The following is a 19,944-nucleotide window of genomic DNA, read 5'->3' on the forward strand; positions in this document are numbered from 1 at the left end:
CGCTCTACCCCCGCTGACGCCGCCGGTGCAGCCGGTCGCCGCCCGCCAGGATCGATGCCGCGAGCGCGTCCGCCGCGCCCTGCGCCGAGGCCCGCCGCTCGCCGTGCAGGAGCACGAAGTCGACCGCGCCGAGCTCCGGAAGGCCCGCCCGCTCCGGGACACGGACCAGGCCGGGCGGGATCAGGCCGTGGGAGTGCGCCATCACGCCGAGCCCCGCGCGAGCCGCGGCGACCAGACCGTTCAGGCTGCCGCTCGTGCAGGCGATCCGCCAGGCGCGACCGCGCCGCTCCAGGGCTTCCAGGGCGAGGGCGCGGCTGATGCCGGGCGGCGGGAACACGATGAGCGGCACCGGTTCGTCGGGGTCGAGCCGCAGCCGCTCGGACCCGATCCAGACCAGCTCGTCGTGCCAGACCAGTTCGCCGCGCGGGTCCTCGGGGCGCCGCTTGGCCAGGACCAGGTCGAGCCGGCCCGCGTCGAGGCTCTCGTGCAGCGTGCCGGACAGTTCGACCGTCAGCTCCAGGTCGACGTCGGGATGATCGTGCCGGAACGACTCCAGGATGTCGGTGAGCCGGGTCAGGACGAAGTCCTCCGAGGCGCCGAACCGCAGCCGTCCGCCGAGCCGCGTCCCCGTGAAGAACGCCGCCGCCTGCTCGTGCACCTCCAGGATCCGCCGCGCGAAGCCGAGCATGGCCTCCCCGTCCTCGGTCAGCTCCACGGAGTGCGTGTCGCGCACGAAGAGCTGGCGTCCGGTGGCGTCCTCCAGACGGCGCACGTGCTGGCTGACCGTGGACTGGCGCAGCCCCAGGCGCCGGGCGGCCTGCGTGAAGCTCAGCGTCTGGGCCACCGCGAGGAACGTACGGAGCTGGGCGGGGTCGTACATGGCCGCCCAGGTTATCGCGAACCATGATGACAGTCAGAACGGTATGCGGGATTCCCGATCGCGATGATCAGGAGGATCATCGAGAGGGCACGACATGAACCGAACCGATGGAGCGAAGTGAAACGCCCGAGCTGGCCCACCTGGATGCCGATCGACCCCTACATCCTGGCGTTGCTCGGCACCGTAGGCGTCGCCGCGCTGCTGCCCGCGCGCGGCGTGGGCGCCGAGGTCGCGGGCGGCGCCTCGACCGGGGCCGTGGCGCTCCTGTTCTTCCTCTACGGAGCACGCCTCTCCACCCGCGAGGCACTGGACGGGCTCAAGCACTGGCGGCTCCACACCACCGTCCTGGCCTGTACGTTCCTGATCTTCCCGCTGCTCGGGCTCGCGGCCAAGGGCCTCGTTCCGTACGTCCTGACGCCCGCCCTCTACAGCGGGTTCCTCTTCCTGACGCTCGTGCCCTCCACGATCCAGTCGTCGATCGCCTTCACCTCCATGGCGCGCGGCAACGTACCCGCGGCGATCTGCGCCGGCTCCTTCTCCTCACTGGCGGGCATCGTCCTCACGCCGCTGCTCGCGGCCGCCCTGCTGGGCAACAGCGGGGGCGGTTTCTCCGCGGACTCGGTCCTGAAGATCGTGCTGCAGCTCCTCGTGCCGTTCCTCGCCGGTCAGTTCCTGCGCCGGTGGGTCGGCGGCTTCATCACGCGCAACAAGAAGGTCCTCGGGCTCGTCGACCGCGGCTCGATCCTGCTCGTCGTCTACACCGCGTTCAGCGAGGGCATGGTGGAGGGCATCTGGCACCAGGTGACGCCGCTGCGGCTCGGCGCGCTGCTCGGCGTGGAGGCGGTCCTGCTCGCCGTGATGCTCACCCTCACCTGGTACGGGGCCAAACGGCTCGGGTTCGGCCGCGGGGACCGCATCGCCATCCAGTTCGCCGGATCGAAGAAGTCCCTCGCGGCCGGGCTGCCCATGGCGAGCGTCCTGTTCGGGGCCGAGGCCTCGCTCGCGGTGCTGCCGCTGATGCTCTTCCACCAGATGCAGCTGATGGTCTGCGCGGTGATCGCCAAGCGACGCTCGCGGGACCCCGAGGATTTCGTCACTGAGCCGTCGCCAGCCGGACAGAAACGAACCGCGGTCGGTACAGCGACACGTTCCGGCTGACGTTCGCCTGCGCGCTCGCGGGCGCCGCGTCCAGCCAGTTGACGTCGTAACTCAGCAGCAGCCGCCCGTCCCGGCTGAGCGCGGGATGAGCCTGGGGGTTGTACGCGGCCGTGTCCTGCTCGGCCGCGCCGTCTTTCGGCAGCGGAGGCGCGAAGCCCTTGGCGGGCCCGTGCCAGGGACCGGTGGGCGAGCACGCCCAGTACGAGGTCACGGTGGTCAGGCCTTCGGCCCCCGCGGCCATCGTGAACAGCACATACGTCCCCTTCACGCGCACCACGGTGAACGCGCTGCCCACGCCTTTGCGTTCGCCGTCTCCGAGCACGGCCCGCGGTTTACCGGACTCCGTCCAGTCCTCGCCGTCCCAGTACCGCCACGCGCCGGGCTCCGCCAGCCTGCCCTTGGGCACGCGCGCCACGTAGGCGTGCGAGGCGGGGCGCGAGACCGCCTTGCCGTCGTTGCCGCCGAAGACGTACGTCCAGTCGCCGTCGTCCACCGTCGTCGTGCCGTAGAGGACACGCTCGTCGAGGTCAGGCACCGCACTCTGGTCCGAGACCTTGACGATGCCCTCGACGCGCAGATCGGGCAGGGAGAGCGTGGCGACCTCGGTGGCGTTCGGCACCCCGTAGATCCACGGGCCCGTGCCGGTGGAGCGGGCCCACAGCAGGACGCGCACGACCTTCTCGGACGAGCCGGGGGAGCGGGGCTCCACCTTCGCCGCGACCGGCCAGCGCCACTGCTGAGGCGCCGGGTCGGCGAAGAGCGGGGCGGGCAGGGTGCGTTCCAGGGTGCCCGAGCGCGACATCACCACAGCCGAGTTGCGGACCATGGGCGCGGTCGTGTCACGCCAGGTGTGGGGTTGGCCCACCGGGTTGGGCGGCGCGTGCACCTGGCCGAGGAAGGTGTCGGAGAACAGCCAAAGGAGACGCCCGTCCGGAAGGCGCACCGAATGCGTGCCGTCGCCGCCGGTCCAGTCGTCCGCCCGCGCCGGGTCGTCGCCGTAGCGGGCGAACGCCCCGGTCACCTTGGAGTCGGCGGTCCAGGACGAGACGGTGCGCGCCTGGCATGCGTCATCGCCCTCCCGGTCGTCGTCCGGGAGGGCGATGAGCAGCACGGCCGCGCAGGCCAGGGCGAGCAGCAGGACGAGCATGGTCCCGCGCGCGCCCGGACCTCGGCGTGGACCTTGGTCGGCGGACACGTGCGGGACGTTAGTTGCTCGCGCGGATGTGGTCCATGGGGAGCCACGCGACGGTGTCCCGCGTCACAGGCGCCTTGGACGCGCCGCCCTGGCCGAGCGAGGCCAGCTCGGCATCGCTCAACGCGCGGTCGTAGAGGCGGACCTCGTCGATGGAGCCGTTGAAGTGGGCGCGGCTGTCGACCCGTTGGCCGACGTGGAATCCGTACCCGGAGGTGCGGGTGACCGTGCCCGGCACGTCCGCGGTGGTGATCCGCGTGCCGTCGACGGAGAGGGCGAGCTGCCCGCCGCCTCGCCGCAGGGCGATGTGGTGCCACTGGCCGTCGTTGTAGGCGCTCGTGGTGCGCACGGACGCCGACTTCGGGGGTGTGGAGCCCTGGCGTGTGGTGATCAGGCCCGTGACACGGTTGCTCGCGGGCTCGCCGCGCAGCCACACCTGCGGCTGGTTGGTGCCGACGCCGCCCATCCAGAGCAGCGGCTGCTCACCGCTGGTCGCGGAGTACCGGAACCACATCGACGCGGTGAAATCCTTCGTTCCGAGGGGCAGTTGACTACGGAAGGGCAGGCGTACGGCGTCGCCCCGGCCGTCGAAGGTGATGGCCTTGCCGAACCGGCCGTCGGTGGTGGACGCCCCGCCGAGCACCGCCGCCGGTTTCGCGCGCGGCGCGCGGTCGGTGGTCGTCGGGTCCTGACCCCGGCGCGGCTGCAGCCAGTCCTCGGTGAAGCGCGCGAAGCGGATCTCGTCGCGGGCGTCGACCGCCCCGCCCTCGTACATCAGGCCCACGTGCTCGCCGTCGGCCCGCACCATGTCCGAGTAGCCGGACCAGTCCGTGGTCACCGTCGTGCCGCGGTCCACGCTGTCCCAGGTGCGGCCGCCGTCGTAGGACGAGCGGATCTGCATCGTGCGGCGGCGGTCGGGGTCACCGGGGCAGGCGAGCAGCATCCGCTTGCCGAACTGAAGCGTCGAACCCTGCACTTGGGGCGTGTAGAGGTCGGGAATGGCCTTGAACGGCGCGGCGAAGGAGTCGCCCCCGTCGCGGCTGACCGTGTGGCTGCGATGCCCGAGATCGGTGCCGTCCTGCTCGCGCCCGCTGACGTAGAGCGCGCCGTCCGGGCGCTCCGTGATGGTCATCTCCGACGGCTTCTGCCGGAACGTGCCGTCCTGCGCTATCGGGTACGAGTCCTTGGCGCCGATCTTCCAGTTGTCGCCGCCGTCGTCGCTGACGATCAGGGCGGCGTGGTTCGCGGTGACCCGACTGCCGTCCCACGTCTCGGTGTTGGCGGTGAAGACGAGCCGTCCCGCGTGCCGGCCGCGGGTCAGCTGGAGGCCGTGCACGGGCCCGGTCGCGTACCAGGAGTTCCAGTCCTTCGGCAGGATCTGGTCGCTCAGGTCGCGCGGCGCCGACCAGCTGCGGCCGTCGTCGTCGCTGTACTGGAGGTGCGGAGTGCGGTCGCACGGTATGGCGCAGTTCTGTCCGTCCGTGCGACCCGTGTTGTACGTCTCCGCCAGGAGGATGCGGCCGGTCCTGCGGTCCACGATCGGCGCGGGGTTGCCGTGCGTGTCGCCGCCGCCCTCGTTGACGACCTGGAGCGGGCTCCAGGTGCGGCCGCCGTCGTGCGACCGCTTGACGACGATGTCTATGTCGCCGGCGTCACTGCAGTCGTTCACCCGCCCCTCGGCGAAGGCGAGGAGCGTGCCCTTGACCGTCTTCACCACGGCGGGGATGCGATAGCAGGCATACCCGGGGTCCTGGGAGGCCTTGAAAAGCACTTGCTGCTCGAACCCCGCCGCGCGGGCGTCCGGCGCCGCCTGGGCCGTGGGCCCGGGCAGCAGCGACCCGACGGCGACGACGGTCAAGGCGGCCGTGGCGGTGCGGAGGGATCTGAGGCGTACACGGAGAGCTGATGGCATGGCGCGGTCCACCCTTCAAGGTGACTGGACATCCTGACATCCCACGTCCAACGTTCGCGCCTCAGACGCTACTTGGACGGCTCGACACCCCACAAGGAGCGTGCGTGGCACGAATGGACGCGGCCAGGTCAGGGGCGACCGATGGGCCGGACGGGTTGCTCAGGGGTCCCGGCCGCGCGGGGAGCGGGACCGGGACCCCGGCGGCGCAGGGGGCGCTCCCCGCCGGCCGGGGTCCCGCCACCGTGCAGCGGGGAGCGGCCGGTCAGCCCTGGGAGGCCGCGGCCCGCACGGCGATCCGGTGCTCGCCCGCGTACACGTTCATGGAGGAGCCGCGCAGGAAGCCGACCAGGGTCAGGCCCGTCTCGGCGGCCAGATCGACGGCGAGGGACGACGGCGCGGAGACGGCGGCGAGCACCGGAATGCCCGCCATCACCGCCTTCTGGGCCAGCTCGAACGAGGCGCGCCCCGACACCAGCAGGACGGCACGCGACAGCGGCAGGCGGCCGTCCTGCAGGGCACGCCCGACGAGCTTGTCGACCGCGTTGTGGCGGCCCACGTCCTCCCGTATGTCGAGGAGTTCGCCGTCCTCCGAGAAGAGCGCCGCCGCGTGCAGGCCCCCGGTCCGGTCGAAGACCCGCTGCGCCGCGCGCAGCCGGTCGGGGAGGCACGCGAGGAGCTCGGTCCCGAGCCGGACCGGGGGAGTGTCGGCGATCGGGAAGCGGGCCGTCGTACGCACCGCGTCCAGGCTCGCCTTGCCGCACAGGCCGCAGGAGGAGGTGGTGTAGACGTTGCGTTCGAGAGTGATGTCGGGCAGGACGAGCCCGGGGGCGGTCTTCACGTCGACCACGTTGTACGTGTTCACACCGTCAGCCGTCGCCCCGGCGCAGTAGACGATGGACTGGAGTTCGTCCGCCGAGCCGAGCACCCCCTCGCTCACGAGGAAGCCCGCCGCGAGCGCGAAGTCGTCACCCGGCGTACGCATGGTGATGGCCAGGGGTTTTCCGTTCAGCCGGATCTCCAGCGGTTCCTCCGCGACCAGGGTGTCCGGCCGCTCGGTGACGGCTCCGTCCCTGATGCGGATGGTGCGGCGGCGCTCCGTGACTCGTCCCATGTCGATCAGTCCCGGTTCTGTACGTGCTGGTAGCCGAAACGGCCCTTGATGCAGAGGTTGCCGTGGGTCACCGGATTGTCGTGCGGTGAGGTGACCTTCACGATGTCATTGTCCTGCACGTGCAGGGTCAGATTGCAGCCGACTCCGCAGTACGCGCACACCGTCGTCGTCTCGGTCTGCCGTTCCTCGTCCCAGGTCCCCGCGGCCCGCATGTCGAACTCGGACTTGAAGCTGAGCGCCCCGGTCGGGCAGACCTCGATGCAGTTCCCGCAGTACACGCACGCGGAGTCGGTCAGCGGGCCGTCGTGCTCGACGGCTATCCGGGCGTCGAAACCGCGGCCCACCACGGAGATGGCGAACGTGTTCTGCCATTGATCACCGCAGGCGTCGACGCACTTGTAGCAGAGGATGCACTTGTCGTAGTCGCGGACGTACAGGTCGTTGTCGACCCTGGGCTCCTCGTCCACCCGGGCGGCGTCGGGCCCGAAGCGGTCGGGCTTGGCCTCGTACTCCTTGAGCCAGCCCGCGACCTTCGGGGTGGTCGACATATCGACGGACGAGGCGAGGAGCTCAAGGACCACCTTCCGGCTGTGGCGGGCGCGCTCGGTGTCGGTGGAGACGCTCATGCCCGGCTCGGCGAGGCGTGAGCAGGCGGGGGCGAGCGTGCGGGCGCCCTCGACCTCGACGACGCACACCCGGCAGGCGTTCTTCGGGGTGAGGGTGTCGCCCTCGCAGAGGGTCGGGACGTCCTTGCCCGCGGCCCGGCAGGCGTCCAGGATCGTGGACCCCTCGGGCACTCTGGCGTTCTGACCGTCCAGTGTGAACTCGACGAGACGGCGCGGGATTCCCAGCGGTACGGCGGTCACTTGTAGGCCCCCAGGCGGTCGATGGCGGATTCCACGGCGTTCCACGCGGTCTGGCCGAGCCCGCAGATGGAGGCGTCCCGCATGGTGGTGCCCACCTCGCGCAGGAGAGCGATGTCACCGGCGGCAGCGGCCCCCGTGCGCTCGACGATGCGGTGCAGGGCCTCCTCCTGCCGGACGGTGCCGACCCGGCAGGGCACGCACTGTCCGCAGGACTCGTCGCGGAAGAACTCGGCGATGCGCAGCAGGACGCGGGGCAGCGGCACGGTGTCGTCCAGGGCGAGGACGACGCCGGAGCCGAGCGTGGCGCCCGCCGCCCTCGTCCCCTCGAAGGTGAGCGGGATGTCGAGCTCGTCGGGCCGTACGAAGCCTCCGGCCGCGCCGCCCAGGAGGACCGCGCGCAGATTGTCCGGCACCCCGCAGAGGGTGAGGAGCTCGCCGAGGGTGGCGCCGAAGGGCAGCTCGTAGATGCCGGGGCGTTCGACGCTTCCACAGACGCAGAAGAGCTTGGGTCCGGTGGACTTCTCCGTGCCGATGGCGGCGTAGGCCTGTGCGCCCATGGTCAGGATGGGGAGCACGTTGACGAGGGTCTCGACGTTGTTCTCGGCGGTGGGTTTGCCGAAGAGCCCCTTCTCCACGGGGAAGGGCGGCTTGGAGCGCGGCTCCCCCCTGTACCCCTCGATGGAGTTGAAGAGCGCGGTCTCCTCCCCGCAGATGTAGGCGCCGGCGCCGCGCCGGATCTCGATGTCGAAGGCGTAGCCCTGTCCGAGGACGTCGTCTCCCAGCAGTCCACGCGCACGGGCCTGCGTGAGGGCGTGTTCGAGCCTTCGCAGCGCGCGGGGGTACTCGCCGCGGAGGTACAGGTAGCCGAGGTGGGCCCCGGTCGCGTACCCCGCGATGGTCATCGACTCGATGAGCGAGTACGGGTCACCCTCCATGATCACCCGGTCCTTGAAGGTGCCGGGCTCGGATTCGTCCGCGTTGCAGACGAGGTAGTGGGGCTGATCCGGCTGGGCCGCGGTGGCCTGCCACTTCCTTCCCGTGGGGAAGGCGGCGCCGCCCCGGCCCACCAGGCCGGAGTCCGTGACCTCGCGGATGACGGCCGCGGGGCCTATGGCGAAGGCCCGGCGCAGGGCGGTGTATCCGCCGTGGGCGCGGTAGTCGTCCAGGGATGACGGGTCGACGGAGCCGATCCTGCTGAGCAGCAGGAGGCCTTCTTGCCCTGCTTGGGGGACGGCTAGGGCCGCGGGGGGTTCGGCGGGGGCGGATTCGGGGGTGAGGGCGGCTTGGGCGAGGGCGTCGGGTGTGGCGGGGGCGAGGGTTGCGGTGACATAGGTCCTCTCCCCGCTCCCGCCCCTACCCGGATCCCGCGGCTCCGCCGCCACCAGTGGCCGTTGATCACCGGCTTCGCCGAGTTCGTCCTCAAACGCCGGTCGGGCTGAAACCCTTTCGCCCGGCCGTGATCTTTCAGCCCGTCCGGCGTTTGAGGACGAGCCGTCAAGGCGATGTGCGCTCACCCCAGGCGGCGGAGCCGCAGGCGCACCCGCCCGCACCACCAGCGCAGCCGGCGCCCTCTCGCACAGCCCCAGGCAGGGGCTTCGCTCGACGGCCACCCCGGACTCCGGGCCCAGCCGTGTCTCCACGGCCCCGCACAGCTCCACCCCCGCCCCGCAAGCCAGGTCCGTGCACACCCGCACCACCGTCGCGGGACGCGGTCGCACGGAGAACATGGAGTAGAAAGTGGCCACCCCGTACGCCTCCGCAGGCGGCACCGTGAGGCGGCGGCAGAGGTAGTCGAGGCCTCCCTCGCTCACCCATCCCACGCGGTCGTTGAGCGCGTGCAACCCCGGCAACAGCTGATCCCGCCGCTCCCGCGCCGCACGGCCGCCCCGCGCCCACCGCAGATCCGCGTCGCTGCGGTCCTCGGCACCCTCCCACGCCGACTCGGGCGGTCCGAGGACCGCGTCGACGGCTGCCCGCTCCTCGTCCGTCGGCTTGCTGTTACCGAAGTGCAGATCCATGCGTCACCCTCACCTCACTGGCTCACTTCACTGGCTCACTTCGTGGCGAACTGGCTCGGCCAGCTTGTCGATGCGTATCGCCGACGCCTTGAACTCCGCCGTGCCCGCGATCGGGCAATTGGCCTCGATCGTCAGCTGGTTGGTGTCGACCTCGTCGGGAAAGTGCATGGTCATGAAGGCCAGACCGGGGCGGAGCCCGGGGTCCACCCACACGGGCGCCGTCACCGCGCCGCGCCGGGACGACACACGCACCTCTTCGCCGACCACGACCCCGTAACGCTCCGCGTCCTCCGGACACAGCTCGACGTACTCGCCGCGCCGCAGCGGCGAGGCGAAACTCCCGCTCTGCACACCGGTGTTGTAGGAGTCGAGCCGCCGTCCCGTGGTCAGCCGGATCGGGTAGGAGTCATCGGTGAGGTCGACCGGCGGGTCGTGCGCGACGAGCCCGAAGGGTGCGGGCGTGCCGCGCCGCCCGGGGTCCGCGTCCCACAACCGGCCGTGCAGGTATGTCGGTTCGACGCGTTCCTCCGAGGGGCAGGGCCACTGGATGCCCTGCAGGGACTCCAGACGGTCGTACGTCATGCCCCAGTGGTCCGGAGACACCGACCGCAGCTCGTCCCAGACGGCCTGCGCGTCCGCGTACTTCCAGTCGTGGCCGAGCCGTTCGGCGAGGTCACAGAGGATGTCGATGTCCTCGCGCGCCTCCCCGGGTGGCCGTACCGCCTTGCGCACCCGCTGCACGCGCCGCTCGCTGTTGGTCGTCGTGCCGTCGGTCTCCGCCCAGGCGGCGGTCGCCGGAAGGACGACGTCCGCCAACTCGGCCGTCTTCGTGAGGAAGATGTCCTGTACGACGAAGAAGTCCAGGGCCCGCATCCGCCGAATCGCCTGCTCGCTGTCCGCCTCCGACTGCGCGGGGTTCTCGCCGATGCAGTAGACGGCCTTGAGCGAGCCCTCCTCCATCGCCTCGAACATCTCCGTCAGCGTCAGCCCGTGGCGCGGCTCGATGACCGTGTCCCAGGCCGTCTCGAACTTCAGCCGCGACTGTGGGTCGAGGATGTCCTGGAAGCCGGGCAGGCGGTTGGGGATCGCGCCCATGTCGCCGCCGCCCTGCACGTTGTTCTGCCCGCGCAGGGGCTGCAGGCCCGAGCCGTAGCGCCCCACGTGGCCGGTCAGGAGCGAGAGGTTGATCAGCGCGCGGACGTTGTCCGTGCCGTTGTGGTGTTCTGTGATGCCGAGCGTCCAGCACAGCTGGGCCCGTTCGGCCCGCGCATAGGCGTGCGCCAACTCCTTGACGGCGGCGGCCGGTACGCCCGTCACCTTCTCTGCGAGCGAGAGCGTCCACGGCTCGACCAGGGCCGCGTACTCCTCGAAGCCGGACGTCGCCCGCTCGATGAACGCCCGGTTGGCCAGGCCCGCGTGGATGATCTCGCGGCCGATCGCGTGCGCCATCGGGATGTCCGTGCCGACGTTCAGGCCGAGCCAGCTCTCCGCCCACTCGGCGGTCGCGGTGCGGCGCGGGTCGACGGCGTACATACGGGCGCCGTTCCTGATCCCCTTCAGGACGTGCTGGAAGAAGATCGGGTGGGCGAAGCGGGCGTTGGAGCCCCACATCACGATCAGATCGGTGTGTTCGACCTCTTCATACGAAGACGTGCCGCCGCCCGACCCGAAGGCCGCGGAGAGGCCCGCGACACTCGGCGCGTGGCAGGTGCGGTTGCAGGAGTCGACGTTGTTCGTACCCATCACCACGCGGGCGAACTTCTGCGCCACGTAGTTCATTTCGTTGGTCGCGCGGGCGCAGGAGAACATCCCGAACGCGCCGCGTGCGACCCGCAGCCCTTCCGCGGTGCGGGTCAGCGCCTCCTCCCAGGTGGCCCGGCGCAGCGGCTCGTCGCGTGAGTCGCGTACGAGGGGGTGGGTCAGCCGGGTGTACGTAGTGGGTACCCGGTCCCGCTTCTTGCTCATGCCGCGCTCCTCATCTTCTCGCTCATGCCGCGCTCCTCGTGCGGTCGGCCAGCAGGTCCGAGATGGCGTGGACGGTCCGGAGCGTCGGCACCGGGACACCGGTGATCTCCGCGAGTTCCACGACGGCCGCGAGCAGCACGTCGAGTTCAAGGGGTTTGCCGCGCTCCAGGTCCTGGAGCGTGGAGGTGCGGTGGTCGCCCACGCGCTCGGCGCCGGCCAGGCGCCGCTCCACGGAGATGTCCGGGCGGCAGCCGAGTGCGGACGCGACAGCGAGCGTCTCGTTCATCATGATCTCGATGACGCGGCGGGTGCCGCCGTGCGTACACATCTCGCGCATGGTGGCGCGGGAGAGTGCGCTGATCGGGTTGAAGGAGATGTTGCCGAGCAGCTTGATCCAGATGTCGCCGCGCAGTTCGGGCTCGACGGGACACTTCAGGCCGCCCGCCTGCATGGCCTCGCTGAAGACGAGACAGCGCTCGGAGCGCGAGCGGTCGGGCTCCCCGATCGAGAACCGGGTGCCTTCCAAGTGCCGTACGACGCCCGGCCCTTCGAGCTCGGTCGCCGCGTACACCACGCACCCGACGGCCCGTTCGGGCGCGATCACCGCACTGACCGCGCCGCCGGGGTCCACGCTGCTGACGCGGTGGCCGTCGTGCGGGCCGCCGTGCCGGTGGAAGTACCACCAGGGGATGCCGTTCTGGGCGGCTATCACCGCCGTCCCGTCATGCAGGAGCGGCTCGATCAACGGCCCGCACGCCGCGTACGAGTTGGCCTTCAGGCCCAGGAAGACGTAGTCGACGGGGCCGATGTCGGCCGGGTCGTCGGTGGCGTGGGCCCGCGCGGTGAAGTCGCCGCGAGGGCTGTGGACACGTACTCCGTGCTGCCTCATGGCCGCGAGATGCGGTCCACGGGCGACGAGATGGACGTCGGCACCGGCGCGGTGCAGCGCGGCTCCGACGTAGGCGCCGATCGCACCGGCGCCGAGGACTGCGACTTTCACGGTGGCGCGCTCCGTTCGGTTGAGGGATCCGAAGAAGGCTCAGGATCGACATCGCACGGGATCGGCATCGCATGGGTTCGGCATCACGAGGGATCGCCGTCGCATGCCATGACTCCATGCCATGACTGTCGATGGAATATTGTCTACAGTATGGAACTTGGCCCAGCAAGGGGTCGCGCGGCACATTGCATACCGTCGACGGAATCACGCGTCGCCTCTTCCCAACTCCCCTCCCGGCTTCCTACTGTTCGGGATCATGAGGCCCCCCGTCGCACCCCCCGGTTGGAGCCGCTGGCTCGTACCGCCCGCCGCACTCTCCGTCCACCTCTCCATCGGCCAGGCCTACGCCTGGAGCGTCTTCAAGCCCCCACTGGAATCCGCGCTCCACCTCAGCGGCACCCAGAGCGCGCTCCCCTTCCAGCTCGGCATCGTGATGCTCGGCCTCTCGGCGGCCTTCGGCGGCACGCTCGTGGAGCGCAACGGCCCGCGCTGGGCGATGACGGTCGCCCTCGTCTGCTTCTCGTCCGGCTTTCTGATCGCGGCACTCGGCGCGGCGATCAGCCAGTACTGGCTGATCGTCTTCGGTTACGGCTTCGTCGGCGGCATCGGTCTCGGCATCGGCTACATCTCCCCCGTGTCGACCCTGATCAAGTGGTTCCCGGATCGTCCCGGCATGGCGACCGGCATCGCGATCATGGGCTTCGGCGGAGGTGCGCTCATCGCGTCGCCGTGGTCGGCGCAGATGCTGGACTCCTTCGGCTCGGACCATGACGGCATCGCCCTCGCCTTCCTCGTGCACGGCCTCACGTACGCCGTCTTCATGGCGCTCGGCGTGGTGCTGGTGCGGGTGCCGCGTACGGAGGGGGCGCGGACGCCCGGTGCTCCCGGTGTGCTCGACGGGCCGCAGGTGTCCGCACGGGCCGCCGTGCGGACACCGCAGTTCTGGTGCCTGTGGATCGTGCTCTGCATGAACGTGACCGCGGGAATCGGCATCCTGGAGAAGGCGGCGCCGATGATCACCGACTTCTTCGCCGACAGCTCGACGCCGGTATCGGCCGCCGCCGCGGCAGGCTTCGTCGCCCTGCTCTCCGCGGCGAACATGGCCGGACGCATCGGCTGGTCGTCGACGTCCGACCTGATCGGCCGCAAGAACGTCTACCGCGTCTACCTGGGCGTCGGGGCGCTGATGTATCTGCTGATCGTCGTCTTCGGAGACACCTCGAAGCCGCTCTTCATCGTCTGCGCCCTTGTGATCCTCTCCTTCTACGGAGGCGGCTTCGCGACGATCCCCGCGTATCTGAAGGACCTGTTCGGGACCTACCAGGTCGGCGCGATCCACGGCCGTCTCCTCACCGCCTGGTCGACGGCGGGTGTGCTCGGCCCGCTGATCGTCAACTGGGTCGCCGACCGCCAGGAAGAGGCGGGCAAGAGCGGGGCGGGGCTCTACGGCCTCTCTCTCACGATCATGATCGGACTGCTGATCATCGGCTTCGTGGCGAACGAGTTCGTCCGCCCGGTCCATGCCCGCCACCACATTCCCGCCCCGAGGGAGGAAGTCCATGACGGCACCGACCAGCACGCCGCCAAGTAGTCCGCCCCGCCGCAGGGCGCTGATCGTCGCCGCCTGGCTCTGGGTGGGGGTTCCGCTCGGATATGGGGTGTATGAACTCGTACACAAGGCCACGCAGCTCTTCACCGGGTGACGGCATCATGAGAAGTTGCCAAACCCGACGCCCGATTCCTGTCGCTTTACGTGTCCTGTTACTGGTGAGTCGCTGAGCAGACTGGACGGTCCCGCATCTCCGGCAACAAGGGGGACCCGTTCATGCACGGCTCACGCATCGCCGCCGTCGGCCACTACCAGCCCGCCAAGACCCTCACCAACGAGGATCTGGCGGGCATGGTCGACACCAGCGACGAGTGGATCCGCTCCCGCGTGGGCATCCGCACCCGTCACATCGCGGGACCCGACGAGCCGGTCGACGAGCTCGCCGCGCACGCCGGGGCCAAGGCCGTCGCCGCCGCGGGCCTCGCGCCCGACGCCATCGACCTCGTCCTGGTCGCCACCTCCACCGCGATCGACCGCTCGCCGAACATGGCGGCGCGGGTGGCGGCCCGCCTCGGCATCCCCTCGCCGGCCGCCATGGACGTGAACGTGGTCTGCGCGGGCTTCACGCACGCGCTGGCCACCGCCGACCACGCCGTGCGAGCCGGGGCGGCCACCCGTGCGCTGGTGATCGGCGCGGACAAGATGTCCGAGGTGGCCGACTGGACGGACCGCACCACGTGCGTCCTGGTCGGGGACGGTGCGGGCGCGGCCGTCGTCGAGGCGTGCGCGCCCGGCGAGGAGCCCGGCATCGGCCCCGTGCTCTGGGGCTCGGTGCCCGAGATGGGCAACGCCGTCCGGATCGAGGGGACGCCCCCGCGGTTCGCCCAGGAGGGCCAGAGCGTCTACCGCTGGGCGACGACACAGTTGCCGCCGCTCGCCCGCAAAGCCTGCGAGAAGGCCGGTCTCACCCCTGCCGACCTGGCGGCGGTCGTCCTGCACCAGGCCAACCTGCGCATCATCGAGCCCCTCGCCGAGCGGATCGGCGCGGTCAACGCGGTCGTCGCCCGCGACGTCGTGAACTCCGGCAACACCTCGGCCGGCAGCATCCCGCTCGCCCTGTCCAAGCTGGTGGAGCGCGGCGAGATCAACCACGGGGATCCGGTGCTGCTCTTCGGCTTCGGCGGGAACCTGTCGTACGCGGGCCAGGTCATCCGCTGCCCGTAGCGCGACCGAACGGCGCGAGACGAGAGAGACGAGAGGCGTGAGAGGTGTGACCGGACAGACTCCCTCTGGTGCTGGTCATGGTGCTCAGTAGACTGTAGACAAAAGGCAATCGTCGATGAGGGGGACTGCGATGTTGTCCACAGGACTGCCGCAGGGGGCGGTGCCCAAGCTCGAACGGCCCGGTCCGCTCCGCGAGCGGGTTTACGAAGCGCTGCTCGAACTCATCACGACCCGCGCTCTCCAGCCGGGCCAGCACCTCGTGGAGAGCGAGCTGGCCGGGCACCTAGGGGTGTCGCGGCAGCCGGTGCGCGAGGCGCTGCAGCGGCTCAACACCGAGGGCTGGGTCGACCTGCGGCCCGCCCAGGGCGCGTTCGTGCACGAGCCCACCGAGGAGGAGGCGGACCAGCTGCTCACGGTCCGCACGCTCCTGGAGGCGGAGGCGGCCCGGCTCGCGGCGGCCAACACGGGCACCGCCGGGATCACCGCCCTGGAAGAGCTGTGCGCCAAGGGGGAGAAGGCCGTCGCGGACGGAGAGGTGGACCTGGTGGTGGCCACGAACGCCGCCTTCCACGCCAAGGTCATGGAACTCGCAGGCAACGTCGTCCTCGCCGAACTCGCCGGACAGGTGGACCGCCGTGTGCGCTGGTACTACACGCCGGTGGCCCGCCGGCGCGGCAAGCAGTCCTGGATCGAGCACCGCGCGCTGATCGCGGCGATCGCCGAGCGCGACGAGGGCCGGGCGACGCAGATCATGCGCGCGCACACGGAGCACACCCGCGAGACCTACCACCGGCGCGAGCGCGACGCCTGACGCGTCAGCCCCGCCGGGCCGCCAGGACCGCCTGGGTCCTCGCGGTCTGCCCGGTGAGGCGCCCTTCGTCGTCGTGGACCTCCGTCCGTACGACGACGAAGAAGCCGCCCACGTGCAGCGGGCGGGCCACGGGGCGGGCGCCGCCCACCGTGCAGAACTCGGAGGCCATGCGTGGGGCACGTCTGTCCGCCTCTTTGTCCTGTGACTGGAGAAAGTCATGGGTAATTCCTGCGCAACTTCTTCCCACCCCCGGCAGGCGCTGCTACGTTCCCCTCGAAAGCCCGACGCGAGAGACGAAAGTCGGGCGTGACGGCATGAGTTGCCCAATGAGGCGGGGAGGGGCGCGTGAGACGTATGACGGCTCGACCCGCCAATGCGCACCAGGCGCGACTGCTGCGACTGCTGCGTGACGGAGGGCCCAACTCCCGTGCCCAGCTGGGCGATCAGGTCGACCTCTCGCGGTCGAAGCTGGCCGTCGAGGTGGACCGGCTCCTGGAGACCGGACTCGTGGTCGCCGACGGACTCGCCGCCTCGCGCGGCGGCCGCCGCTCCCACAACATCCGCCTGGCCCCCGCCCTCCGCTTCCTCGGCGTGGACATCGGCGCGACCTCGGTCGACGTAGCGGTGACCAATGCCGAGCTGGAGGTCCTCGGCCACATCAACCAGCCCATGGACGTGCGCGAAGGTCCCGTTGCGGTCTTCGAGCAAGTCCTCGCCATGGCAGCCAAGTTGAAGGCCTCCGGGCTCGCGGAAGGGTTCGACGGCGCCGGAATCGGCGTCCCGGGACCCGTCCGCTTTCCCGAGGGCATCCCGGTCGCCCCGCCGATCATGCCGGGGTGGGACGGCTTCCCCGTGCGGGAGGCCATCAGTCAGGACCTGGGCTGCCCCGTCATGGTCGACAACGACGTGAACCTGATGGCGATGGGGGAGCAGCACGCGGGCGTCGCACGCTCCGTGGGCGACTTCCTCTGCGTCAAGATCGGCACGGGCATCGGCTGTGGGATCGTCGTCGGCGGTGAGGTCTACCGAGGGGTGACCGGCAGCGCGGGCGACATCGGCCACATCCAGGTCGAACCGGACGGGCGGCCCTGTGCCTGCGGCAACAAGGGCTGCCTGGAGGCGTACTTCAGCGGCGCGGCACTCGCCCGCGACGCGGAGGACGCCGTCGGCGCCGGGCTCTCCCACGAGCTCGCGACCCGCCTGGAAGCCGCAGGAAAGCTCAGCGCGATCGACGTCTCCGCGGCGGCAGCCGCCGGTGACGCCACCGCACTCGACCTGATCCGCGCGGGCGGCAACCGCACCGGCCAGGTCATCGCGGGCCTCGTCAGCTTCTTCAATCCGGGCCTCGTGGTGATCGGCGGCGGTGTGACCGGCCTCGGCCATACGCTGCTCGCCGCCATCCGCACCCAGGTCTACCGCCAGTCGCTGCCCCTGGCGACCGGCAACCTTCCCATCGTCCTAGGGGAGTTGGGGCCGACCGCCGGAGTCATCGGCGGCGCACGGCTCATCAGCGACCACCTGTTCTCACCGGCCTGACGGCCGGCCCGTAGGAACCCGCACGCCCTCCGTACCACCCCGCTCGCCCCCGCACGGCCCGCGTGACCTCCGTACGAAACCCCGTACGGCCCCGTCGAGAACACCTCACCCAGCACAGCGCCCTGCTCTGCCCTGCCCCGAAATCGTCGGCCGCACCCGCCCAAGGGAACCGTCATGGCACCAGAACCACCGCTGCTCACCATGTCCCGCATCACCAAGTCGTTCCCCGGCGTCCGCGCCCTCGACGGCGTCGACCTCCAGGTCCAGGCCGGCGAAGTGCACTGTCTCCTCGGCCAGAACGGCGCCGGGAAGTCCACGCTCATCAAGGTCCTCGCCGGGGCCCACCAGCCCGACGACGGCGAGATCACCTGGCGCGGCGAGCGCACGACGCTCAAGTCGCCCATCGCCGCGATGCGCCTGGGCATCGCCACCATCTACCAGGAGCTCGACCTGGTGGAAGGACTCTCCGTCGCCGAGAACGTCCACCTCGGGCACGAGCCGACCGCGGCAGGGTTCGTCGTCAAGGGACGCGTGGCGAAGGCGTCGACGGCCGCACTGCTCAAGCGGCTCGGGCATGCGGAGATCGACCCGGGCACGCTTGTCGGCGACCTCTCGGCCGCCCATCAGCAGATCGTGTCCATGGCTCGCGCGCTCTCCCACGAGGTGCGCCTGATCGTCATGGACGAGCCGTCGGCCGCCCTCGACCCGGACGAGGTCGACAACCTCTTCCGCATCGTCGGCGATCTCACGGCGGACGGCGTTGCCGTCGTCTACATCTCCCACCGACTCGAGGAGATCCGCCGCATCGGCGACCGCGTCACCGTCCTCAAGGACGGCCGCGCCGTGGCCGGCGGGCTCCCCGCGAAGGAGACCCCGACCCGCGAGGTCGTCGCGCTGATGACGGGACGCAACGTCGAGTACGTCTTCCCCGACCGGCCGACCGAAGCACCCGCCGCCGACACGGTGTTGCAGGTGCGTGGCCTGGCCCGCGAGGGTGAGTTCGAACCCTTCGACCTCGACCTGCGCCCCGGCGAGATCGTCGGCCTGGCCGGTCTCGTCGGCTCCGGGCGCTCCGAGATCCTGGAGACGATCTACGGTGCGCGCAAGCCGACCGCCGGCCAAGTGACCGTGGGCGGGGCGACGTTGAAGCCAGGCAGTGTGCGCGCCGCCGTCCGTGCCGGGCTCGGGCTCGCCCCCGAGGAGCGCAAGGCACAGGCCCTGCTGATGCTGGAGTCCGTCACCAACAACGTGTCGGTCTCCTCCATGTCCCGCTTCTCGCGCGGCGGTTGGATCGACCGGGGTGCCGAGAAGAAGGCCGCGCAGACCGCGACCCGCGAACTGTCGCTGCGCCCCGACAACCCCACCGCTCCCGTGCGCACGCTCTCCGGCGGCAACCAGCAGAAGGCCGTCCTGGCCCGCTGGCTGCTCCGCGGCTGCCGCGTCCTCCTGCTCGACGAGCCGACCCGCGGCGTGGACGTCGGCGCCCGCGCCGAGCTGTACGCGGTGATCCGCAGGCTCGCCGACGACGGCCTCGCCGTTCTGCTCGTCTCCAGCGAAGTGCCCGAAGTCCTCGGCCTCGCCGACCGCGTTCTGGTCCTTCGTGAGGGCCGTGTCGTCCATACGGCGCCCGCCCGTGACCTCGACGAACACCGCGTACTCGACCTCGTCCTCGAAGGGAGCCCGGCGTCATGACGCAGCCCGCATCGCCGCCACGGCCCGCCGCACCGAAGAGTCAACCGGCGGACGACGCAAGCCCGTTGCGGACACTCACCGCGCGTGCCGACATGCGGACGCTGTCCCTGCTCGGTGTGCTCGCCGTCCTGATCCTGATCGGCGGCATCACTCAGCCCGACTCGTTCCTGGACACCGACAACGTCCAGCTGATCCTCACCCAGGCATCCGTCATCGGTGTCGTCACGGTCGGCATGACGTTCGTGATCATCTCCGGCGGCATCGACCTGTCGGTCGGCGCCATCGTCGCGCTCGCCTCCGTGTGGGCGACGACGGTCGCCACCCAGGAGTACGGCTTCGCGGGCATCCTGTTCACCGCGGTGCTCGTCGGCCTGGCCTGCGGTCTCGTCAACGGCGTGCTCATCGCGTACGGCGCCATGGTGCCGTTCATCGCGACGCTCGCCATGCTGGCCGCGGGCCGCGGCCTCGCCCTCCAGATCACCGACGGCAAGACGCAAATGGTCACCGTCGACGGGGTGTTGAAGCTCGGCGAGCGCGATTCCTACATCCTCGGCATACCACCGCTGGTGCTGGTCTTCGCCGCCGTCACCGTCGTCGGCTGGCTGCTCCTGAACCGCACCACCTTCGGGCGGCGCTCGGTCGCGGTCGGCGGCAACGCGGAAGCGGCCCGCCTCGCCGGCATCGACGTACGCAGGCAGCGCCTCTACCTCTACCTGCTCTCCGGGCTCTGCTGCGGGATCGCGGCCTTCTTGCTGATCATCCTCTCCGGGTCGGGTCAGAACACCAACGGCAACCTCTACGAGCTCGACGCCATCGCCGCCGCGATCATCGGCGGCACCCTGCTCAGCGGCGGCCGGGGCACCATCACCGGCTCCGTGCTCGGCGTACTGATCTTCATGACGATCCAGAACATCTTCGCCTTGAACAACCTCCAGAGCGACGTCCAGCAGATCGCCAAGGGGGCGATCATCGTCGCCGCGGTGCTGGTCCAGCGACGTACGTCCGCAACGCATTGACGTGTTTCGCCCGC

General features: G+C 70.7%; 17 protein-coding genes. 8 read left to right on the forward strand and 9 right to left on the reverse strand.

Annotation, left to right across the window (positions count from 1 at the left end):
* Positions 1 to 4 precede the first annotated feature (4 nt).
* Positions 5 to 880: a LysR substrate-binding domain-containing protein gene (locus AB0I94_RS27560; RefSeq protein ID WP_363312376.1), complete on the reverse strand. Its 876-nt coding sequence runs from the start codon at positions 878 to 880 to the stop codon at positions 5 to 7.
* 144 nt (positions 881 to 1,024) lie between these two features.
* On the opposite strand from AB0I94_RS27560, the gene AB0I94_RS27565 reads away from it, so the two are divergent.
* A complete protein-coding gene (locus AB0I94_RS27565; protein ID WP_363312464.1) occupies positions 1,025 to 2,038 on the forward strand; it encodes a bile acid:sodium symporter family protein in 1,014 nt (337 codons plus the stop codon).
* On the opposite strand, the gene AB0I94_RS27570 is transcribed toward AB0I94_RS27565, so the two are convergent.
* From AB0I94_RS27570 to AB0I94_RS27600, 7 genes are all read right to left on the reverse strand, one after another.
* Positions 1,974 to 3,185 (reverse strand): DUF4185 domain-containing protein, encoded by a 1,212-nt coding sequence (locus tag AB0I94_RS27570; protein ID WP_363312465.1) that lies wholly within the window; start codon positions 3,183 to 3,185, stop codon positions 1,974 to 1,976. The genes AB0I94_RS27565 and AB0I94_RS27570 overlap by 65 nt on opposite strands.
* A gap of 58 nt (positions 3,186 to 3,243) precedes the next feature.
* Positions 3,244 to 5,142, reverse strand: a complete 1,899-nt coding sequence (locus AB0I94_RS27575; RefSeq protein WP_363312377.1) for a sialidase family protein — start codon at positions 5,140 to 5,142, stop codon at positions 3,244 to 3,246.
* A 262-nt stretch (positions 5,143 to 5,404) separates the two neighbouring features.
* Positions 5,405 to 6,253, reverse strand: coding sequence for a formate dehydrogenase accessory sulfurtransferase FdhD (gene fdhD, locus AB0I94_RS27580; RefSeq protein WP_363312378.1), 849 nt, complete (start codon positions 6,251 to 6,253; stop codon positions 5,405 to 5,407).
* A gap of 5 nt (positions 6,254 to 6,258) precedes the next feature.
* Positions 6,259 to 7,119: a 2Fe-2S iron-sulfur cluster-binding protein gene (locus AB0I94_RS27585; RefSeq protein WP_363312379.1), complete on the reverse strand. Its 861-nt coding sequence runs from the start codon at positions 7,117 to 7,119 to the stop codon at positions 6,259 to 6,261.
* On the reverse strand, positions 7,116 to 9,137 hold the full coding sequence (locus AB0I94_RS27590) for an NADH-ubiquinone oxidoreductase-F iron-sulfur binding region domain-containing protein (RefSeq protein WP_363312380.1): 2,022 nt from the start codon (positions 9,135 to 9,137) through the stop codon (positions 7,116 to 7,118). The genes AB0I94_RS27585 and AB0I94_RS27590 overlap by 4 nt, the downstream gene beginning before the upstream one ends.
* Positions 9,138 to 9,164: 27 nt before the next feature.
* Complete coding sequence (locus AB0I94_RS27595; protein ID WP_363312381.1) at positions 9,165 to 11,102, reverse strand: molybdopterin-dependent oxidoreductase; 1,938 nt, start codon at positions 11,100 to 11,102, stop codon at positions 9,165 to 9,167.
* A gap of 22 nt (positions 11,103 to 11,124) precedes the next feature.
* The gene (locus AB0I94_RS27600) at positions 11,125 to 12,102 is read right to left on the reverse strand and encodes a 2-dehydropantoate 2-reductase (RefSeq protein ID WP_363312382.1); all 978 of its coding nucleotides are present in this window, start codon (positions 12,100 to 12,102) and stop codon (positions 11,125 to 11,127) included.
* A gap of 256 nt (positions 12,103 to 12,358) precedes the next feature.
* Between AB0I94_RS27600 and AB0I94_RS27605 the strand changes: the two genes are divergently transcribed.
* The 4 genes from AB0I94_RS27605 (at position 12,359) to AB0I94_RS27620 (ending at position 15,686) form a co-directional block, all read left to right on the forward strand.
* Entirely contained in the window at positions 12,359 to 13,693 is a 1,335-nt protein-coding gene (locus tag AB0I94_RS27605) for an OFA family MFS transporter (protein ID WP_363312383.1), read from the forward strand.
* Positions 13,662 to 13,805, forward strand: coding sequence for a hypothetical protein (locus tag AB0I94_RS27610; protein WP_363312384.1), 144 nt, complete (start codon positions 13,662 to 13,664; stop codon positions 13,803 to 13,805). The genes AB0I94_RS27605 and AB0I94_RS27610 overlap by 32 nt, the downstream gene beginning before the upstream one ends.
* 122 nt (positions 13,806 to 13,927) lie before the next feature.
* The gene (locus AB0I94_RS27615; protein WP_363312385.1) at positions 13,928 to 14,875 is read left to right on the forward strand and encodes a beta-ketoacyl-ACP synthase III; all 948 of its coding nucleotides are present in this window, start codon (positions 13,928 to 13,930) and stop codon (positions 14,873 to 14,875) included.
* Between the two features lie 130 nt (positions 14,876 to 15,005).
* Positions 15,006 to 15,686, forward strand: coding sequence for a GntR family transcriptional regulator (locus AB0I94_RS27620; RefSeq protein ID WP_363312386.1), 681 nt, complete (start codon positions 15,006 to 15,008; stop codon positions 15,684 to 15,686).
* A gap of 4 nt (positions 15,687 to 15,690) precedes the next feature.
* Here the strand turns inward: AB0I94_RS27620 and AB0I94_RS27625 are convergent, their stop codons facing one another.
* Positions 15,691 to 15,855, reverse strand: coding sequence for a hypothetical protein (locus tag AB0I94_RS27625; RefSeq protein WP_363312387.1), 165 nt, complete (start codon positions 15,853 to 15,855; stop codon positions 15,691 to 15,693).
* A gap of 185 nt (positions 15,856 to 16,040) precedes the next feature.
* Between AB0I94_RS27625 and AB0I94_RS27630 the strand changes: the two genes are divergently transcribed.
* The 3 genes from AB0I94_RS27630 (at position 16,041) to AB0I94_RS27640 (ending at position 19,930) form a co-directional block, all read left to right on the forward strand.
* Positions 16,041 to 17,222, forward strand: a complete 1,182-nt coding sequence (locus AB0I94_RS27630; protein ID WP_363312388.1) for an ROK family transcriptional regulator — start codon at positions 16,041 to 16,043, stop codon at positions 17,220 to 17,222.
* A 174-nt stretch (positions 17,223 to 17,396) separates the two neighbouring features.
* Positions 17,397 to 18,914: a sugar ABC transporter ATP-binding protein gene (locus tag AB0I94_RS27635; RefSeq protein WP_363312389.1), complete on the forward strand. Its 1,518-nt coding sequence runs from the start codon at positions 17,397 to 17,399 to the stop codon at positions 18,912 to 18,914.
* Positions 18,911 to 19,930, forward strand: coding sequence for an ABC transporter permease (locus tag AB0I94_RS27640; protein WP_363312390.1), 1,020 nt, complete (start codon positions 18,911 to 18,913; stop codon positions 19,928 to 19,930). Before AB0I94_RS27635 ends, AB0I94_RS27640 begins: the two co-directional genes overlap by 4 nt.
* The last annotated feature ends 14 nt before the right edge of the window (positions 19,931 to 19,944 follow it).

The organism is Streptomyces sp. NPDC050147, assembly GCF_040660195.1.
In the GTDB taxonomy this organism is placed as follows: domain Bacteria; phylum Actinomycetota; class Actinomycetes; order Streptomycetales; family Streptomycetaceae; genus Streptomyces.

Excerpts from the sequence above, each read along its gene's own strand:
- AB0I94_RS27560 (WP_363312376.1), bottom strand. The coding sequence starts at position 880 with ATGTACGACCCCGCCCAGCTCCGTACGTTCCTCGCGGTGGCCCAGACG.
- AB0I94_RS27565 (WP_363312464.1), top strand. The coding sequence starts at position 1,025 with ATGCCGATCGACCCCTACATCCTGGCGTTGCTCGGCACCGTAGGCGTC.
- AB0I94_RS27570 (WP_363312465.1), bottom strand. The coding sequence starts at position 3,185 with ATGCTCGTCCTGCTGCTCGCCCTGGCCTGCGCGGCCGTGCTGCTCATC.
- AB0I94_RS27575 (WP_363312377.1), bottom strand. The coding sequence starts at position 5,142 with ATGCCATCAGCTCTCCGTGTACGCCTCAGATCCCTCCGCACCGCCACG.
- fdhD (WP_363312378.1), bottom strand. The coding sequence starts at position 6,253 with ATGGGACGAGTCACGGAGCGCCGCCGCACCATCCGCATCAGGGACGGA.
- AB0I94_RS27590 (WP_363312380.1), bottom strand. The coding sequence starts at position 9,137 with ATGGATCTGCACTTCGGTAACAGCAAGCCGACGGACGAGGAGCGGGCA.
- AB0I94_RS27595 (WP_363312381.1), bottom strand. The coding sequence starts at position 11,102 with ATGAGCAAGAAGCGGGACCGGGTACCCACTACGTACACCCGGCTGACC.
- AB0I94_RS27605 (WP_363312383.1), top strand. The coding sequence starts at position 12,359 with ATGAGGCCCCCCGTCGCACCCCCCGGTTGGAGCCGCTGGCTCGTACCG.
- AB0I94_RS27610 (WP_363312384.1), top strand. The coding sequence starts at position 13,662 with ATGACGGCACCGACCAGCACGCCGCCAAGTAGTCCGCCCCGCCGCAGG.
- AB0I94_RS27615 (WP_363312385.1), top strand. The coding sequence starts at position 13,928 with ATGCACGGCTCACGCATCGCCGCCGTCGGCCACTACCAGCCCGCCAAG.
- AB0I94_RS27620 (WP_363312386.1), top strand. The coding sequence starts at position 15,006 with ATGTTGTCCACAGGACTGCCGCAGGGGGCGGTGCCCAAGCTCGAACGG.
- AB0I94_RS27625 (WP_363312387.1), bottom strand. The coding sequence starts at position 15,855 with ATGGCCTCCGAGTTCTGCACGGTGGGCGGCGCCCGCCCCGTGGCCCGC.
- AB0I94_RS27630 (WP_363312388.1), top strand. The coding sequence starts at position 16,041 with ATGACGGCTCGACCCGCCAATGCGCACCAGGCGCGACTGCTGCGACTG.
- AB0I94_RS27635 (WP_363312389.1), top strand. The coding sequence starts at position 17,397 with ATGGCACCAGAACCACCGCTGCTCACCATGTCCCGCATCACCAAGTCG.
- AB0I94_RS27640 (WP_363312390.1), top strand. The coding sequence starts at position 18,911 with ATGACGCAGCCCGCATCGCCGCCACGGCCCGCCGCACCGAAGAGTCAA.